General features: G+C 73.0%; 18 protein-coding genes. 3 read left to right on the forward strand and 15 right to left on the reverse strand.

The genetic code is table 11. From position 1 onward, the window contains the following. The first annotated feature begins 116 nt into the window (after positions 1–116). The 3 genes from P3X83_RS03780 to P3X83_RS03790 are packed head-to-tail and all read left to right on the forward strand — an operon-like array spanning position 117 to position 1,401. Entirely contained in the window at positions 117–611 is a 495-nt protein-coding gene (locus P3X83_RS03780; protein WP_277303054.1) for a phosphoheptose isomerase, read from the forward strand. Beyond that, the gene (locus tag P3X83_RS03785; protein ID WP_277303055.1) at positions 608–805 is read left to right on the forward strand and encodes a HypC/HybG/HupF family hydrogenase formation chaperone; all 198 of its coding nucleotides are present in this window, start codon (positions 608–610) and stop codon (positions 803–805) included. Before P3X83_RS03780 ends, P3X83_RS03785 begins: the two co-directional genes overlap by 4 nt. After that, a complete protein-coding gene (locus P3X83_RS03790; protein WP_277303056.1) occupies positions 802–1,401 on the forward strand; it encodes an SIS domain-containing protein in 600 nt (199 codons plus the stop codon). Before P3X83_RS03785 ends, P3X83_RS03790 begins: the two co-directional genes overlap by 4 nt. Here the strand turns inward: P3X83_RS03790 and hypE are convergent. From hypE to P3X83_RS03865, 15 genes are all read right to left on the reverse strand, one after another. Next, positions 1,384–2,457 carry a hydrogenase expression/formation protein HypE gene (gene hypE, locus P3X83_RS03795; RefSeq protein ID WP_277303057.1) on the reverse strand — a complete coding sequence of 358 codons (1,074 nt, stop codon included), beginning with the start codon at positions 2,455–2,457 and terminating at the stop codon, positions 1,384–1,386. The two genes, P3X83_RS03790 and hypE, sit on opposite strands and share 18 nt — an antisense overlap. Then, positions 2,454–3,587 (reverse strand): hydrogenase formation protein HypD, encoded by a 1,134-nt coding sequence (hypD, locus tag P3X83_RS03800; protein WP_277303058.1) that lies wholly within the window; start codon positions 3,585–3,587, stop codon positions 2,454–2,456. Before hypD ends, hypE begins: the two co-directional genes overlap by 4 nt. Positions 3,588–3,605: 18 nt before the next feature. Continuing rightward, entirely contained in the window at positions 3,606–3,878 is a 273-nt protein-coding gene (locus P3X83_RS03805; protein WP_277303059.1) for a HypC/HybG/HupF family hydrogenase formation chaperone, read from the reverse strand. Continuing rightward, positions 3,856–4,221 (reverse strand): hydrogenase maturation nickel metallochaperone HypA, encoded by a 366-nt coding sequence (locus P3X83_RS03810; protein WP_277303060.1) that lies wholly within the window; start codon positions 4,219–4,221, stop codon positions 3,856–3,858. Before P3X83_RS03810 ends, P3X83_RS03805 begins: the two co-directional genes overlap by 23 nt. A gap of 119 nt (positions 4,222–4,340) precedes the next feature. Further along, positions 4,341–5,162 (reverse strand): hydrogenase maturation protease, encoded by an 822-nt coding sequence (locus P3X83_RS43275; RefSeq protein ID WP_346742668.1) that lies wholly within the window; start codon positions 5,160–5,162, stop codon positions 4,341–4,343. Further along, entirely contained in the window at positions 5,159–6,052 is an 894-nt protein-coding gene (locus P3X83_RS03820; protein ID WP_277303061.1) for a hypothetical protein, read from the reverse strand. The genes P3X83_RS43275 and P3X83_RS03820 overlap by 4 nt, the downstream gene beginning before the upstream one ends. 4 nt (positions 6,053–6,056) lie before the next feature. After that, positions 6,057–6,683 (reverse strand): DUF6084 family protein, encoded by a 627-nt coding sequence (locus P3X83_RS03825; RefSeq protein WP_277303062.1) that lies wholly within the window; start codon positions 6,681–6,683, stop codon positions 6,057–6,059. Between the two features lie 5 nt (positions 6,684–6,688). Then, positions 6,689–6,907 carry a hypothetical protein gene (locus tag P3X83_RS03830; RefSeq protein WP_277303063.1) on the reverse strand — a complete coding sequence of 73 codons (219 nt, stop codon included), beginning with the start codon at positions 6,905–6,907 and terminating at the stop codon, positions 6,689–6,691. Next, complete coding sequence (locus P3X83_RS03835) at positions 6,904–7,476, reverse strand: DUF5947 family protein (protein ID WP_277303064.1); 573 nt, start codon at positions 7,474–7,476, stop codon at positions 6,904–6,906. The genes P3X83_RS03830 and P3X83_RS03835 overlap by 4 nt, the downstream gene beginning before the upstream one ends. Continuing rightward, entirely contained in the window at positions 7,473–7,910 is a 438-nt protein-coding gene (locus P3X83_RS03840; protein ID WP_277303065.1) for a hypothetical protein, read from the reverse strand. The genes P3X83_RS03835 and P3X83_RS03840 overlap by 4 nt, the downstream gene beginning before the upstream one ends. 11 nt (positions 7,911–7,921) lie before the next feature. Further along, the gene (locus P3X83_RS03845; RefSeq protein ID WP_277303512.1) at positions 7,922–9,661 is read right to left on the reverse strand and encodes a nickel-dependent hydrogenase large subunit; all 1,740 of its coding nucleotides are present in this window, start codon (positions 9,659–9,661) and stop codon (positions 7,922–7,924) included. Positions 9,662–9,734: 73 nt separating this feature from the next. After that, positions 9,735–10,781 carry a hydrogenase expression protein HypE gene (locus tag P3X83_RS03850; protein ID WP_277303066.1) on the reverse strand — a complete coding sequence of 349 codons (1,047 nt, stop codon included), beginning with the start codon at positions 10,779–10,781 and terminating at the stop codon, positions 9,735–9,737. A 67-nt stretch (positions 10,782–10,848) separates the two neighbouring features. Continuing rightward, positions 10,849–13,173, reverse strand: a complete 2,325-nt coding sequence (gene hypF / locus P3X83_RS03855) for a carbamoyltransferase HypF (protein WP_277303067.1) — start codon at positions 13,171–13,173, stop codon at positions 10,849–10,851. Positions 13,174–13,260: 87 nt separating this feature from the next. Continuing rightward, complete coding sequence (locus P3X83_RS03860; RefSeq protein ID WP_277303068.1) at positions 13,261–14,031, reverse strand: protein phosphatase 2C domain-containing protein; 771 nt, start codon at positions 14,029–14,031, stop codon at positions 13,261–13,263. 13 nt (positions 14,032–14,044) lie between these two features. Beyond that, the gene (locus tag P3X83_RS03865; RefSeq protein WP_277303069.1) at positions 14,045–14,314 is read right to left on the reverse strand and encodes a hypothetical protein; all 270 of its coding nucleotides are present in this window, start codon (positions 14,312–14,314) and stop codon (positions 14,045–14,047) included. Positions 14,315–14,399 lie beyond the last annotated feature (85 nt).

The following is a 14,399-nucleotide window of genomic DNA, read 5'->3' on the forward strand; positions in this document are numbered from 1 at the left end:
CGCGAACCTCGGAAAGGGCAGCGGAAAGAGCAAGGAAAAGGATCACCGTCAACCCTTCCGCAAGCTTGCCGTGTCGCTGCGTCCCGCGCGCGGCGGGCCGGGCTGGAATGGGGGACATGGCTGATCTTCTCGACCGTGCCCGCGACGACCGGGCCGCCCCCGGCGAGGCGCTGGCGCAGGACGCCGCGCTGATCGTGGCGGCCGCACGTGACATGTCCCGGCGGTTCGCGGGGGGCGGGCGGCTGCTCGCGTTCGGCTCCCCGGCGGACGCGGCGCACGTGGCGGTGGAGTTCACCCACCCGGTGATCGTGGGCAAGCGCGCGCTGCCCGCGCTCGCGGTGGACGCCGCGCTGCTCGGCGCGCACGGCCGGGAGGGCGACATCGCCGTCGCCATCGGGCGGCGCCTGGACGGCCTGGCAGCCGCCCGCGCCCTCGGCATGCTCACCGTGGCCCTCACGGATGCTCCTACCGGCACCCTCACCGGCGCCGATGTGGACGCCGACCACGTTCTGCTCGCCCGCACCACCGACCCGCTGGTGGCTCGGGAGCTGCACGTCACCGCCTACCACCTGCTCTGGGAGCTGGTCCACGTGTTCCTGGACGCCTCATGAGCGACTGTGAGAGCTGCCTGACCTGCGGCGACGTCGCCATCCCGGTACGGGTCGAGAGCCTGCTGCCCGGCGGCCTCGCGCTGGCCGACACCGGCTCGGGCATCGAGGAGATCAGCGTGGCGCTGGTGGACGCCCGGCCGGGCGACACCGTCCTGGTGCACGCCAAGGAGGCGATCGCGGTGATCGGGCGATGACCGGCACCCTCTACCCGTTCCTGCGCCGCGACCCGCTGGACGTCACCGGTTCCACCGCCGCCAAGGCCAGGGAGAGCCTGCGGCTGCGGCTGCACGCGCTCGGCGAGATGGGCCCGGCCCTGACGGCGTGCGCGGCCGCGACGGCGGCGGCGCTGCGCGGCGGCGGCCGGATCTTCGTCTTCGGCAACGGCGGCAGCGCCACCGACGCCGAGTCCATGGCCGGGGCGTGCACCGCCGCCGGGCTGCCCGCGATCTCCCTCACCGCCGACACCGCGCTGGTCACCGCGCTCGGCAACGACGTCGGCTTTGAAGTGATCTTCGCCCGTCAGCTCGCCGCGCTCGGCGGGCCCGGCGACGTGGCGGTGGCCCTGTCGACCAGCGGCGGCTCGGTCAACGTGCTGCGCGGCCTGGCCGAGGCCGAACGGCTGGGCATGGTGACGGTCGGCTTCGCGGGCGCGGGCGGCGGCCGGATGGCGCACGAGAGTCTCGCCGCCCACCTGTTCGTGGTGCCGTCGTCGTCGGTGCACCGCATCCAGGAGGCGCAGGCGACGCTCTACCACCTGCTGGTCGCGCTGGTCTCAGCAGATCCGCGGTAGCGGGTCGCCGACCAGCACGTCCACGACGCGGGTGCCGCCGATCGCGGTGCGCAGCAGCACCAGGGCGGCTGGTTCGGGCTCGATCCGGCCGACGATCGCGGCCTGCTCGCCGAGCGGATGGGCGCGCAGGGCGGCCAGCGCGTGATCGGCCCGCTCGCCGTCCACGATCGCGGCGAAACGGCCCTCGCAGGCGACGTAGAGCGGGTCCAGGCCGAGCAGTTCGCACACGCCGGTCACCTCGGTGCTCACCGGGATCGCGGTCTCGTCGAGCAGCACGCCCACGCCGGAGGCGGTGGCGACCTCGTTGAGCACGGTGGCCAGGCCGCCGCGCGTGGCGTCGCGGAGGGTCCTGACCCCGCCGGGCACCGCGTCGAGCAGCGCGGCGGCCGGTTCGTGCAACGGGGCGGTGTCGGAGACGATCGGGGCCTCGATCTCGAAGTCGCCCCGGGCCAGCATGATCGCCGCGCCGTGCGCGCCGATCGGGCCGGACACGAGGACGGCGTCGCCCGGACGCGCGCCCGAGGCCGACAGCGCGACCGGCCGCTCGACCAGACCGACGCCCGTGGTGGTGATGTAGCAGCCGTCGGCGCGGCCCCGCTGCACCACCTTCGTGTCGCCGGCCACGATCCAGACCCCGGCCCGTTCGGCGGCGGCGGCCATCGAGGCGGTGACCCGGCGCAGGTCCTCGACCGGGAAGCCCTCCTCCAGGATGAACCCGGCCGACAGGTAGCGCGGGCGCGCGCCGCACATCGCCAGGTCGTTGACGGTGCCGTTGACGGCCAGGTCGCCGATGTCGCCGCCAGGGAAGAACAGCGGCGAGACCACGAAGGAGTCGGTGGTGAAGGCCGCCCGCGCCGTGCCCAGGTCGAGGGTGGCGCCGTCTTCGAGCGCGGCGAGCACCGGGTTGCGGAACGCCTCCAGGAAGATCGCCTCGACCAGCGTCTGGGTGGCCTTGCCGCCGGCGCCGTGGGCGAGCGTGATCCGCTCCTCCCGGACGACCGGCCGCCGCCTGCGGGCCCGCTCGATCCGGTCGAGCACCTGCTGTTCCCGGCTCACGTCGCGGTCACCTCCGGCGCGCGGCCCCGCTCGCGGGTGAAGCGGCCGAAGTTGTAGTAGGCGGCGCAGGCCCCCTCGGAGGAGACCATGCACGTGCCGATCGGGGTCTCGGGGGTGCAGGCGGTGCCGAAGACCTTGCACTCCCACGGCTTGAGCACGCCCTTGAGCACCTCGCCGCACTGGCAGGAGCGCGGGTCGGCGACGCGCACGCCCGGCAGGTCGAAGACGCGCTCGGCGTCGAAGGCGGCGTACTCCTCGGCCATGGCGAGCGCGGAGTGGGCGATGAAGCCCAGGCCGCGCCACTCGAAGTGCGGGCGCAGGGTCATCACCCGGCCCATCGCGGCGAGCGCGACCGGGTTGCCGTACCAGGGCACGACCCTGGCGTACTGGTTCTCGACCTCGCGGCGGCCCTCGGCGAGCTGGCCCAGCAGCATGTGCACCGAGGCCAGAATGTCCAGCGGCTCGAACCCGGCGACCACCAGCGGCTTGCCGTAGTCGCGCGGGATGAACGCGTACGGCTCGCAGCCGATCACCGCCGACACGTGGCCGGGACCGATGAACCCGTCGAGCCGCAGGTCGGGCGAGTCCAGGATGGCCTTTACGGCCGGGATGATCATGACGTGGTTGCAGAAGACGGAGAAGTTCGTGATCCCCTCCGCCTCGGCCCGCAGCACGGTCATCGCGGTGGACGGCGCGGTGGTCTCGAAGCCGATGGCCATGAAGACCACCCGGCGGTCCGGGTTGGCTTTGGCGATCTTGAGCGCGTCCAGCGGCGAGTAGACCATGCGGATGTCGGCGCCCGCCGCCTTGGCGTCCAGGAAGGAGCCGGTGCCGCCGGGCACCCGGAGCATGTCGCCGAACGAGGTCATGATCACGCCGGGCTGCCCGGCGATGTGGATCGCGTCGTCCACCCGGCCCATCGGGATCACGCAGACCGGGCAGCCGGGGCCGTGGACCAGCGCCACCTCCTGCGGCAGGTGGTCCTCCAGGCCGTGCTTGTAGATCGTGTGCGTGTGCCCGCCGCACACCTCCATGAAGCTGTACGTCCGGCCGGGCTCACACCGCCGCGCGATCTCGGCGGCGACGGCGCGCGCCCGGTCCGCGTCGCGGTACTCATCGACGAACCGCATCCGCCCTCCCCTGCGAAGTCATGAGATGTCGGATGCGCGTAGCGCCTCGACCTCGTCCTCGTACGGCTGCCCCATCCCCTCCAGGTAGGCCAGGACGGCCTGCGCCTCCGACTCGGAGATCTTCGACAGCGCGAACCCCACGTGCACGAGGACCCAGTCGCCCGGCCGGAGGTCCTCCTCGGCCAGCAGCGCCACGTTGACGCGCCGCCGTACGCCGCCGACCTCGACCATGGCGAGGTCCTCGTGCTCTCCCGAGGGGCCGATCAGCTCACCTGGTATGCCCAGGCACATCGGCCGTCTCCTCGCCGAAGCAGACCGACTCCAGCACCAGCTCGTCGCCGCCGCGCACGCCCACCTGGTCGCTCGCGCAGTGCGGGCAGACCGCCAGCACGTCCGCGGACTCCGCCCGGCCGCCGCAGGTCAGGCATTCGAGAGTCGCGGGCGTCACGACCAGCTCGATCACCACGCCGGTCAGGTCGGTCCCCTCGGCGGCGAGCGCGAACGCCTGGTCGAACGCCTCGCCGACCACCGCGTGCCTCGCGCCGACGCGCACCCGCGCCGAGGTGACCCGGCGGCCCTCCGCGCGCTGCTGGATCAGCTCGACAAGCCCCTCACAGAGCCCGATCTCGTGCATCTACATCCGCTCCATCTTCAGGTACCGGTAGATTCCCGGCCACTGCGACGCGACGGCCGCCACCACCCCGCAGACCAGGAGCAGCCCGATCGCCCACTTCCACATGCCACGTCACCTCACTAACGCGCGTGATCGCGGCAGCCCGGTCCGGGGCTTTCCGCAATCATTTCCATAACCAGGGACTTCACCAGATTCGCCGCCTCCCCGACGGCGGCGCGGACCGGCTCGCTCAGCTCGTACAGCGCCTCGTCCACGACCGCGGGCTCGCAGCACACGACCCGGACCACGCCGGGCACCCGGCCCAGCTCGCCGGCCAGCCCCAGCACCCTGACCGGGTCCATGCCGTGCGTCTCCAGCGGCGTGCCGGCGGCGTCGCCGGTGGAACCGGGGTCCAGGACGGTCAGCGTGCCCGGCGGCTCGCCGCGCGGGGCCGCGTCCACGAACACCACGGCGTCGTAGGCGCCCTGCAGCGCGTAGGCGAGGTCCATGCCCCGGATGCCGAAGTCGGTGACGTCGACGCCCGGCGGGAGGTCCTCCGCGCCGAGCCGCCGGGTCACCTCGACGCCGAAGCCGTCGTCGCCCAGGAACACGTTGCCGATCCCGGCCACCAGGACGCGCGGGCCGCGCTCGCCGAGCGGTTCGATCTCCTCGGCCGAGTAGAAGAACCGGTGGCCGGGCAGCCGTGCCTCGCCGAAGTCGCGGCCGGGGTCGTCGTCCAGGGTGATCGCGAAGTGCAGCGCGCCCTCGTCGTCCTGCTCGACGGTCTCGACCACGCCCTCCCGGCCGGTCAGGGCCAGGTCGAAGATGTCGGCGGTGGCCTTCGGACGCAGCCGCACCCGGCTGCCGGCGCCGACGGTCACCCCCGAGACGACCGTCTCGGTAGGGCCCGGGGTCTCCATCGTGGCCCAGAAGCCCCCGCCGTCTTCCTCTGTGTCGCTCACGCGGTGGGCTCCGTTCCTCGCATGACGCCGTGCAGGCGCATCAGTTCCTCCTCGGTCAGCGCGGCGCAGCGGTCGACGATCTCGCGGGCGCGCGGATCGCCCTCGGCGATCTCCCGGCGCTCGTCCTCGCCGAGCGCGAGCACGCTGAGCGTGAGCAACTGGTCGATCTCGGTCGCGTCGAACAGGTCTCCCGGGCTCTCCGGGGCGATCTTGGGGTGGTCGTAGAGGATGATCGGCGCGGCCAGCATGGTCCGCAGGTCGTCCCCGACGAGCACCGGCCAGGAGCCCTCGCCCCGGCAGCCCTCGGCGTGCTCGCGCAGGTCGTCGGGCGGGTCCATCAGCGAGACGAACCGGCCCTCCGGCGCGTGCAGCACCATATGGGCGGACACGAACGTGCGCGCCATCGCGCCGGGGCGGTCGCGGCCCGGCCAGGTCGTGGTGTTGACGATGTCGGCGGTGACCCGGAAGAGGCCGGGCTCAAGGGCCTCGGCGCTCACCTCGACATGGCCGTCGAGCGCCTCCCAGCGACGCCCGCCTGCGTCGGTACCGGCCGGGACGCCGATCTCCGTGCGGACCGGGACGCCGCAGCCCAGCGCGAACGGCGGCGCGCTCACCTCGCGCTCGCCGGCCTCCTCGCCGTGCCCGCCCTCGCGCGGGCGCGTCACCACGTGCAGGAACCGCACCTGGACGTGCACGGTGGCGGTCTCGGCGGCGCGCAGCAGGCACTGGGCGCGGACCCTCCGGCGGTCGCCGTGCTCCCCGGCGTACGCCTCGGGGTGGACCCCGCCGATCGTCCAGCGGTGCCGGTTCTTCAGCGCGGACTCCCGGTACGGCCACAGCAGGTAGCCCTCGTACAGCACGGCCCGCGCGATCCGCCCGATCTCGTCCACCGGCTCAGCCCTCCGCCAGCAGTGCGCGGACCACGTCGTCCCAGCCGGTCAAGGTGTGCCGGACCTTGTAGGCGTACAGCCGGTCGAAGGCGTCGCGGCTCAGGCGCACCCAGGCGTTGTCCTGCCGGTCCATCAGCTCCCGCCACACCTGAACCGGCATCCGGAACTCGGCGTCGGTGTCCCTCGGCAGGTGCGCGACCTGCAGGCGCCCGCCGTCCGCGTAGAAGAGCGTGCCGGTGAACAGGAAGTCGAGCGGCGCGTCGCCGTCGCGCAGGCCGTGGAAGAACTTGGCCGCCGCCACCTCCAGGTCGTACGTGCACGGCACGGTGAGCACCACGCGCGTCTCCCCGATGAACCCCGGGACCTGGACGGCGGCCTGCGCCCACAGCAGGCTGGACAGGTTGCGCGACCAGTCGCCGGGTACGCCGAACAGCGCGACCAGGCGTTCCCGGTCGCGGTCGTCGTAGCCCCGGCGCGTCGCGTCGATGCGGATCTGGACGGCCAGCGCCAGCGACCGGACCTCCGCCCCGTCGCCCACGCGCACGGCGAGCGTGAAGTCGAGGGCGGGCACGGCCGTGGCGGCGGCCGGCTCCACGCCCTCGACCTCGATCCGCACCTGCGGAGAGATCATCGGCATCAGGCCGGCGAGAGGTTCGGCATGGACGGGTCGATCGGGTTCTGCCTGCCGGGGTTGATCCCGGTCGAGCGCTCGGCCGTGGAACGGCCGTCGGGCAGGTGCCCCTTATCCCGGCTGTAGTTGCCCTTCGCGTTGCCCTCCTTGACGCCCCTGATGTGCGAGGGCGTGTCAGGGCGGGCGTCGGGCCTGCCGGTCCTGATCGTGCTGTGGTGGCTCATGCCGGACTCCTTTCTTCGGTGAGGTCGGCGAGTTCGGCGAAGAACCGGGCGATCTGCTCGCGCGCCTCGGGGCCGCCGGTCAGCCCGTGCCAGTGCGCGCGGACCATCCCGACGAGGCGGTAGCAGTCGTCGATCGGGACGATCCAGGCGCCGTGGTCGCGGTCCAGCAGCAGCGCCTCGACGTCGGGCGTGACGCGGGCGAGCAGCGGGTCGTCCCAGGCCGGGCCCGCCACGGCCCCGGCCGGGCTCGGGTAGTACATGACCGGACGGTCGGACTCCGAGTCGCGCACCAGGAACACGGTGCGGACCGGCGCGCCCACGCCCGCCCAGGTGAAGCCGGTCACCCGCTCGCGCCGCCGGGGCACCAGGCGGTAGTGCCCGCCCCCGGCCGCGGTGTGGTCGAAGAGCACCTGGCAGGCCCGGCAGGCGCAGCGCAGCTCGCGGACGGTCAGGTCGAGCACGTGGCGGTGCTCGGCGGGCACCGGGTCGCCGCACAGGTCGCACCGCTCCCGCGGTGTGTCGTCGTCGGTCCTGCGCACGGCCAGCCGCCGCAGCCGCCCGCCCGTCACGCCTGCGCCCCCCGCCGCACGGTCAGCGTGTCGACCGGGATGACGGGACGCGTGTCGGCCTCGACCTCGACGCGCTCCACCTCGGGGGCCGCCGCGCGCACCGCGCGCTCGGCGGTCGCCACGGCCGAGGACCGGCAGCCGGACGCGCCCACCCGCAGGCGCACCAGGCCCTCACCGACCTCGACCAGGCTCGCCCCCTGCGGGAGCGCCGCCGTGACCCGGGCCCGGAGGTCCAGCGGGTGCAGGTCGTGCAGCACGAGCAGCGGCCCGACCAGGTCGTCGTCGGCGAGCTTCGCGGCCACCGCCTCGCCGGCGAGGGCCATCACCCGGGCCAGGCCCTCGCCGTACATCTCCAGCAGTTCCCGGACCAGCTCCTCGGCCGGCGGATCCGCCGACTCCAGCAGCGCCTCGATCCGCTCGATCCGCTCCGACATCGGGGCCCGGCCTAACCGTTGGCGCCGAAGGTCGGCGAGTGCACCTGCTTGAGCACCTTGCCGCCGCCGAGGTACATGTGCACCCCGCACGGCAGGCACGGGTCGAAGCTGCGCACCGTGCGCATGATGTCGATGCCCTTGAACGAGTCCGGGCCGTTCTCCTCGAAGATCGGCAGGCCCTGCACGGCGTCCTCGTACGGCCCCGGCGTGCCGTAGCTGTCGCGCGGGCTGGCGTTCCACGGGGTCGGCGGGTACGGGTGGTAGTTGGCGATCTTGCCGTCCTTGATCACCATGTGGTGCGAGAGCACCCCGCGCACCGCCTCGTGGAAGCCGCAGCCGATGGCCTCCTCGGGCACGTCGAAGTCGTTGAACACCTTGGTGTTGCCCGACCGGATCTCGCCGAGCGCCTGCTCGACGAAGTAGAACGCCATCGCCGCCGCGTAGGCGACGAAGTAGATGCGGGCCCGGTTGCGCTCGATGGTGTTCGCCCAGCGCGGGATCCTCCAGGTGAAGGTGGTCTCCGGCAGCGCCATGCTCTTCGGCAGGTTGATCTCGACGGCGTCGTCCCTCGCACGGACCGTGCCGGTGTCGACGCGCCCGGCCAGCGCGGTCGCCCAAAGCCTGGCCAGCGCCCCGCCGCCGGTGTCGAGGGCCAGGTGGTCGCCGGTGCGCTTGTCGAACCAGCGCGGGCTCATCACCCAGCTGTAGTTGCCGTTCTCCAGATCGCGCTTCTGCGGCTTGGGCAGCGTGGTCTGGTTCCACGGGTGGCGCTGGTCGATCGGGTTGCCCAGCGGGTCGTGCGTGACGAACTTCGTCTCGCTCTGCCAGTCGTCGTAGTAGGAGCTGCCGAGCAGGATGCGCATGCCCAGGTTGATGTCGACCAGGCTGGTGGTGATCAGCTCGCCGTCGACCACGATGCCCGGGGTGACGTACATGGCACGCCCCCAGTCGGCCATGTTCCGGTAGTCGTAGTCCACGACGGACGGGTCCTGGAACGCCCCCCAGCAGCCGAGCATCACCCGGCGGCGGCCGACCTCCTCGTAGCCGGGCATGGCCTCGTAGAAGAAGTCGAACAGGTCGTCGTTCATCGGCACGACCCGCTTGACGAAGTCGAGCACCCGCAACAGCCTGGCCAGGTAGTCGGTGAACACCTGCGGTGTGGCCACGGTGCCCACGCCGCCCGGGTACAGCGTGGAGGGATGCACGTGCCGCCCCTCCATCAGGCAGCACATCTCCCTGGTGACCCGGCTGATGTGCAGCGCCTCGCGGTACATGTCACCGGTGAACGGGTTGAACGCCCGCATGATGTCGGCGATGGTCTTCTGGCCGTGCACCCCCGCGTTCGGGGCCTCGGTGCTCTCGGCCCGCCGCAGCACGCTCGGGTTGGTCTCCTTGACCATCTGCTCGCAGTAGTCGACGAAGACCAGGTTGTCCTGGAAGAGGGTATGGTCGAACATGTACTCGGCGGCCTCGCCGAGGTTGACGATCCACTCGGCCAGCGCCGGGGTCTTCACCCCGTAGGCCATGTTCTGGGCGTAGATCGAGCAGGTCGCGTGGTTGTCACCGCAGATGCCGCAGATCCGGCTGGTGATGAAATGCGAGTCGCGTGGATCCTTGCCCTTCATGAACACGCTGTAGCCGCGGAACAGCGACGAGGTGCTCCGGCACTCGACGACCTCGCGGTTGTTGAAATCGATCTTCGTGTAGATGCCGAGGTTCCCGATGATCCTGGTGATCGGGTCCCAGGACATCTCGACCAGCTCACGGGCGGTGTCCGTGGGCTGCCCGCGCCCCGCGATACGGGTTGTCACCGTGCCGTTCCCCCTAGTTTCCCCATCGCGGGTCGTACCCGCTCGTCAGCTTGCGGCCGTTGTGACGCCACTTGGGCTCCTTGTTGGCCGTGTTGTTGGTGATGGCGCGGAGCTTGCGGATCAGCCCGCCGTAGGCGCCGCTGATGCCGGCCGAGACCGTGGCGCCGGGGGGTTCGTCCATGAATGGCATGAACTTGTCGGGAAAGCCGGGCATGGTGCAGGCGATGCAGATGCCGCCCACGTTGGGACAGCCGCCCACGCCGTCCATCCAGCCGCGCTTGGTGACGTTGCAGTTGACCACCGGACCCCAGCAGCCGATCCGCACCAGGCACTTGGGCGAGTTGTAGTCGTGGGCGAAGTCGCCCTGCTCGTAGTAGCCCGCCCGGTCGCAGCCCTCGTGCACGGTCTTGCCGAACAGCCAGGTGGGCCGGAACATGTCGTCCAGCGGGATCGTCGGAGCCATTCCGGCGGCCTGGTAGAGCAGCCAGGTCAGGGTCTCCATGAAGTTGTCCGGCTGCACCGGGCAGCCGGGGATGTTCACGATCGGCATGCCCCCGGCGGAGCGGAAGTCGCGCCCGAGGTAGTCGGTCAGGCCCATGCAGCCCGTCGGGTTCCCGGCCATCGCGTGGATGCCGCCGTACGCGGCGCAGGTGCCGATCGCGATCACGGCCCACGCCTTGTGCGCGAGCCGGTCGATCCACTGGTTGACCGTGATCGGCTCGCCGGTGACCGGGTCGTTGCCCATCGAGGTCCAGTAGCCATCGCCGTTGATGTGCTCGTTCGGAATTGATCCCTCGACCACCAGGACGAACGGGCCGAGTTCGCCGCGGTTCGCCTTGTGGAAGGCGGCCATGAACTCGTCGCCGGTCTCCTTGGCCAGCACCTTGTTGTGCAGGTGGACCTTGGGCAGGCCGGGCACGAGACCGAGCAGCACGTCCTCGATGCTCGGCAGCGTGGCCGCGGTGACGGAGACCGTGTCGCCGTCGCAGCTCATGCCCTCGGAGGTCCACAGAATGTGCACCTCGTCGAGCCCCGTGGTCTTTGCCGTGGTTGCGGTCATGGCCCAAGTCCCCTCTTCGGCCACCCAAGGTGATCGGAAGTCACCTCTCCGTAGCGGACATACCGCGTCAAGCTCCGCCGTAAACTCCGGCGTGATCTCGTGCGGCGGCCACCGCGGCCTGGCCGAGGCTGATACCGCCGTCGTTGGGCGGGATCCGCTCGTGGGTGAGTACCCGGAAACCGGCTTCGCCCAGCTCACGGGTGGTGCGTTCGAGCAGCAACGCGTTCTGGAACACGCCGCCGGACAGCGCCGCGGTGGTCAGTCCGGTGCCGTCCCTGATCACCCGGCAGGCCGTCACGACCAGCCCGGCCAGGCCGTTGTGGAACCGAGCGGCGACCACCCCGGACGGCACGCCCGCCAGCAGGTCGTCCGCCGCCGCCGCGACCAGGGCGGACCCCGAGGCCACCAGCGGATCGCCGGTCGTGACCGGCGCGCGGTACCGGCCGCGCTCGGCCGGGTCGGCGAGTTCCTCCAGCCCGGCCGCCGCCTGCCCCTCGTAGGTCACCGTGTCACGGACGCCCGCCAGCGCGGCGACCGCGTCGAACAGCCGTCCCGCGCTCGACGTCGGCGGCGCGACCCGGCGCAGGGGTGAGTCGGCGTCCGCCGCCGCCGCGCGGCGGGCGAGCCCGGCCACCTCCTCCCAGGCGGACTCGTTGCGCCGGGCCACGTCGAGCTTGGCGGCCAGGCCGTCCGGGAGACCGGCCAGGTAGGCGGCGGCCATCCGCCACGGCTGGCGGACCGCCGCCGGGCCGCCGGGCATCGGCACCTGGTCCAGGTGCCCGGCCCGCCGGTAGGAGACCAGGTCGGCGACCAGGAACTCGCCGCCCCACAGCGTCCCGTCCGCGCCGAAGCCGAGGCCGTCGAAGGCGACGCCGATCACCGGCCCCCGCTCGCCGTTGTCCACCAGGCAGGACGCGATGTGCGCGTGGTGGTGCTGCACCCCGGCCGTCTCGACGCCCGGCAGGTCGAGGGCGTGCTTGGTGGACAGGTACTCCGGGTGCAGGTCGTGCGCGACGAGCTCGGGGTGCACGCCGAACAGCCCGGCGAACCGGGCGATGCCCTCGACGTAGCAGCGCAGCGTCTCATAGCTGGAAAGGTCGCCGAAATGCTGGGAAAGGATCGCCCGATCTCCTTTGACCAGGCAGAACGTACTCTTCAAGGCCGCACCGCAGCCCAGCACGTGCCGGGGGGCCGCCCACGGCAGGGTGACCGGGGCCGGGGCGTGGCCGCGTGAGCGCCGCAGCACCAGGGCCCGTCCGCCGTGCGGGCGGACGACGGAGTCGTCCACCGGGGCGTCGATGGGACGGTCGTGGGTGAGGAACGCGTCGGCGACCCCGCCCAGCCGGGCCATGGCGTCGTCGTCGGCGTAGGCGATCGGCTCGTCCGACAGGTTTCCGCTGGTCAGCACGATCGGCTCGGCGACCTCCGCGAGCAGCAGGTGATGCACCGGCGTGTACGGCAGCAGCACCCCCAGGCGTGCCGTCCCCGGCGCGACCCCCTCCGCCACCCGCCGCACCGGCCGCGCCGCGCGCGGCAGCAGCACGATCGGCCGGTCCGCGCCGGTCAGCAGCGCGGCGGCCACCGCGTCCACCTCGCACAGCTCCGCCGCTCCCGCCAGGTCCGCGACCATCACCGCGAGCGGGCGCTCCTCCCGGCGCTTGCGCGCCCGCAGCTCCGCGACGGCCCGTTCGTCCGCCGCCGGCGCCGCCAGGTGGAACCCGCCGACGCCCTTCACGGCGAGCACCCCGCCCGCGCGCAGCACCCGCGCGGCCTCCGCGACCGGCTCACCGCTTCCCCCGGACGGCCCGCCGATCAGCCGCAGCTCCGGCCCGCAGTCCGGGCAGCACACCGGCTGGGCGTGGAACCGCCGGTCGGCCGGATCGTGGTACTCCCGCGCGCACGCCGCGCACATCGCGAAGGCGGCCATCGTGGTCAGCGCCCGGTCGTACGGGACGCCGCGCACGATGGACAGCCGGGGACCGCAGTTGACGCAGTTCACGAACGGATGGCGGTGCCGCCGGTCCTCCGGGTCGGCCAGCTCGGCCAGGCAGTCCGCGCACGTCGCGGTGTCCGGGGAGATCAACGTGCCGGGCGGCCCGCCGTCCTGGCTGGCCGCGATCGAGAACGTCCCGCCGGGCGCGGGCACCGGCTCCCGCGCCCCGGCCGTCACCCGCTCGACCCTGGCCAGCGGCGGCGCGTCGCGCGTCAGCCGCAGCAGGAACTCCTCCACCGCCTCTGGCACGCCCGTCACCTCGGCGAAGACCCCCCGGACGTCGTTGCCCACCCGCCCGGCGAGACCGAGCCCGGTCGCCAGGCCGTGCACGAACGGCCGGAACCCGACCCCCTGCACGACGCCCTCGACCCGCACCTCAACGCGTACCCACGCCCCCATCCGGCCAGTCTGCAACGGGGCCGGTCGCCGACCGGGCGGGCGCGCGGCGAGCCGCCGGTAAGTTCTTCACCACCCCTGAAGGGCTCTTCACCGCGCCTGAGGGGACGGCCAGGTCGCCCAGGCGGCGGTGGCGTCGTCGTGCGGCTTGGCATGGGCGGGTGCGCCGTGCTCCCGCTCCGCCGCGCGGACCAGGCCGATCAGCGCGGCCGGGCCGTCGGCGGCGGCGACGCCGACGACGTCGCGCCACGGCGTGCCGTACCAGTCGATCAGGCGGGTCACGCCGTCGGTGGCCAGCAGCGCGCCGGTCACCGTGGCGCGATGGGCCGACCCGGTGACCGCCTCGTGGGCGGCCTCGGGCCGGGTGCTCGCCACCCAGAACCCGCCCGCCCGGTTGCGCAGCGACCGGACCAGCTCCCGCGTGTACGGCTTGCCCCCCGGCAGCCGGTCGAGCCGGTCGTCGGCCACCACCGTGACCTCTCCCCCGGTCCGCCGCAGCGCCATCGGCGAGTCGCACAGCACCAGGTAGTCCAGCGCGTCGCCGCGCTCGCGGAGCACGGTGAGGGTGGACGACGGCGAGTCCGGGTTCGCCAGGTCGCAGGTGTGGCGGTGCCCGGCGGCGGTCTCCTCGATCGCGGCGGCGACCAGGTCGGGCAGCTTCTCCTCGGGCCGGGTGAGCAGTCCCCGCGCCAGGGCCCCGCCCAGGTGGGCGACCAGCCACGGCACGTCGTGGACGCAGCCCGACTCGACGCCGGGCGAGGGGGTCGCGCCGTCGAGCACGGCGACCCACGTGGATCCGCTGATCACCAGGTCCTCGTTCCGCCGCCCGGGCGCGGGCTGCGACGCATGGGCGACCAGCATGCCGACCATGATGTCATCCGCCCTCCCGCGAGCCCGTCCCGGGGGACGCGCGCCGCCGCGCGGGGGCGCGGGCCGTCCAGGGCAGCATCCGGAAGGCGCGGTCGCTGAGCCGCTCGGGCGCGTACAGCGCGGTGAGCACGACGGTGGCGGCCAGCGCCGCCTCAAGCAGGGTGAGCGCCGCGGCCAGGCCGGGAGCGCCCGCCCACAGCGCGGTGTGCACCCCGGCCACGGTCAGCAGGGCGCCGCCCTTGGCGGCGGCATCGGCGATGACGGCGGAAGGCATGACCGCAGCCTGCCGCCGGAGCACCCGGTCCGGTACGGGGTCCGGACAAGGCCGGACGCACGGCACCCCGATGAGGCAGTATCCG

This window comes from Spongiactinospora sp. TRM90649 (assembly GCF_029382225.1).
Taxonomy (GTDB): domain Bacteria; phylum Actinomycetota; class Actinomycetes; order Streptosporangiales; family Streptosporangiaceae; genus Spongiactinospora.

Excerpts from the sequence above, each read along its gene's own strand:
- P3X83_RS03780 (WP_277303054.1), top strand. The coding sequence starts at position 117 with ATGGCTGATCTTCTCGACCGTGCCCGCGACGACCGGGCCGCCCCCGGC.
- P3X83_RS03805 (WP_277303059.1), bottom strand. The coding sequence starts at position 3,878 with ATGTGCCTGGGCATACCAGGTGAGCTGATCGGCCCCTCGGGAGAGCAC.
- P3X83_RS03850 (WP_277303066.1), bottom strand. The coding sequence starts at position 10,781 with ATGACCGCAACCACGGCAAAGACCACGGGGCTCGACGAGGTGCACATT.
- hypF (WP_277303067.1), bottom strand. The coding sequence starts at position 13,173 with ATGGGGGCGTGGGTACGCGTTGAGGTGCGGGTCGAGGGCGTCGTGCAG.
- P3X83_RS03860 (WP_277303068.1), bottom strand. The coding sequence starts at position 14,031 with ATGCTGGTCGCCCATGCGTCGCAGCCCGCGCCCGGGCGGCGGAACGAG.
- P3X83_RS03840 (WP_277303065.1), bottom strand. The coding sequence starts at position 7,910 with ATGTCGGAGCGGATCGAGCGGATCGAGGCGCTGCTGGAGTCGGCGGAT.
- P3X83_RS03785 (WP_277303055.1), top strand. The coding sequence starts at position 608 with ATGAGCGACTGTGAGAGCTGCCTGACCTGCGGCGACGTCGCCATCCCG.
- P3X83_RS03845 (WP_277303512.1), bottom strand. The coding sequence starts at position 9,661 with ATGTCCTGGGACCCGATCACCAGGATCATCGGGAACCTCGGCATCTAC.
- P3X83_RS03830 (WP_277303063.1), bottom strand. The coding sequence starts at position 6,907 with ATGAGCCACCACAGCACGATCAGGACCGGCAGGCCCGACGCCCGCCCT.
- P3X83_RS03790 (WP_277303056.1), top strand. The coding sequence starts at position 802 with ATGACCGGCACCCTCTACCCGTTCCTGCGCCGCGACCCGCTGGACGTC.
- P3X83_RS03825 (WP_277303062.1), bottom strand. The coding sequence starts at position 6,683 with ATGATCTCTCCGCAGGTGCGGATCGAGGTCGAGGGCGTGGAGCCGGCC.
- P3X83_RS03810 (WP_277303060.1), bottom strand. The coding sequence starts at position 4,221 with ATGCACGAGATCGGGCTCTGTGAGGGGCTTGTCGAGCTGATCCAGCAG.
- P3X83_RS03865 (WP_277303069.1), bottom strand. The coding sequence starts at position 14,314 with ATGCCTTCCGCCGTCATCGCCGATGCCGCCGCCAAGGGCGGCGCCCTG.
- hypD (WP_277303058.1), bottom strand. The coding sequence starts at position 3,587 with ATGCGGTTCGTCGATGAGTACCGCGACGCGGACCGGGCGCGCGCCGTC.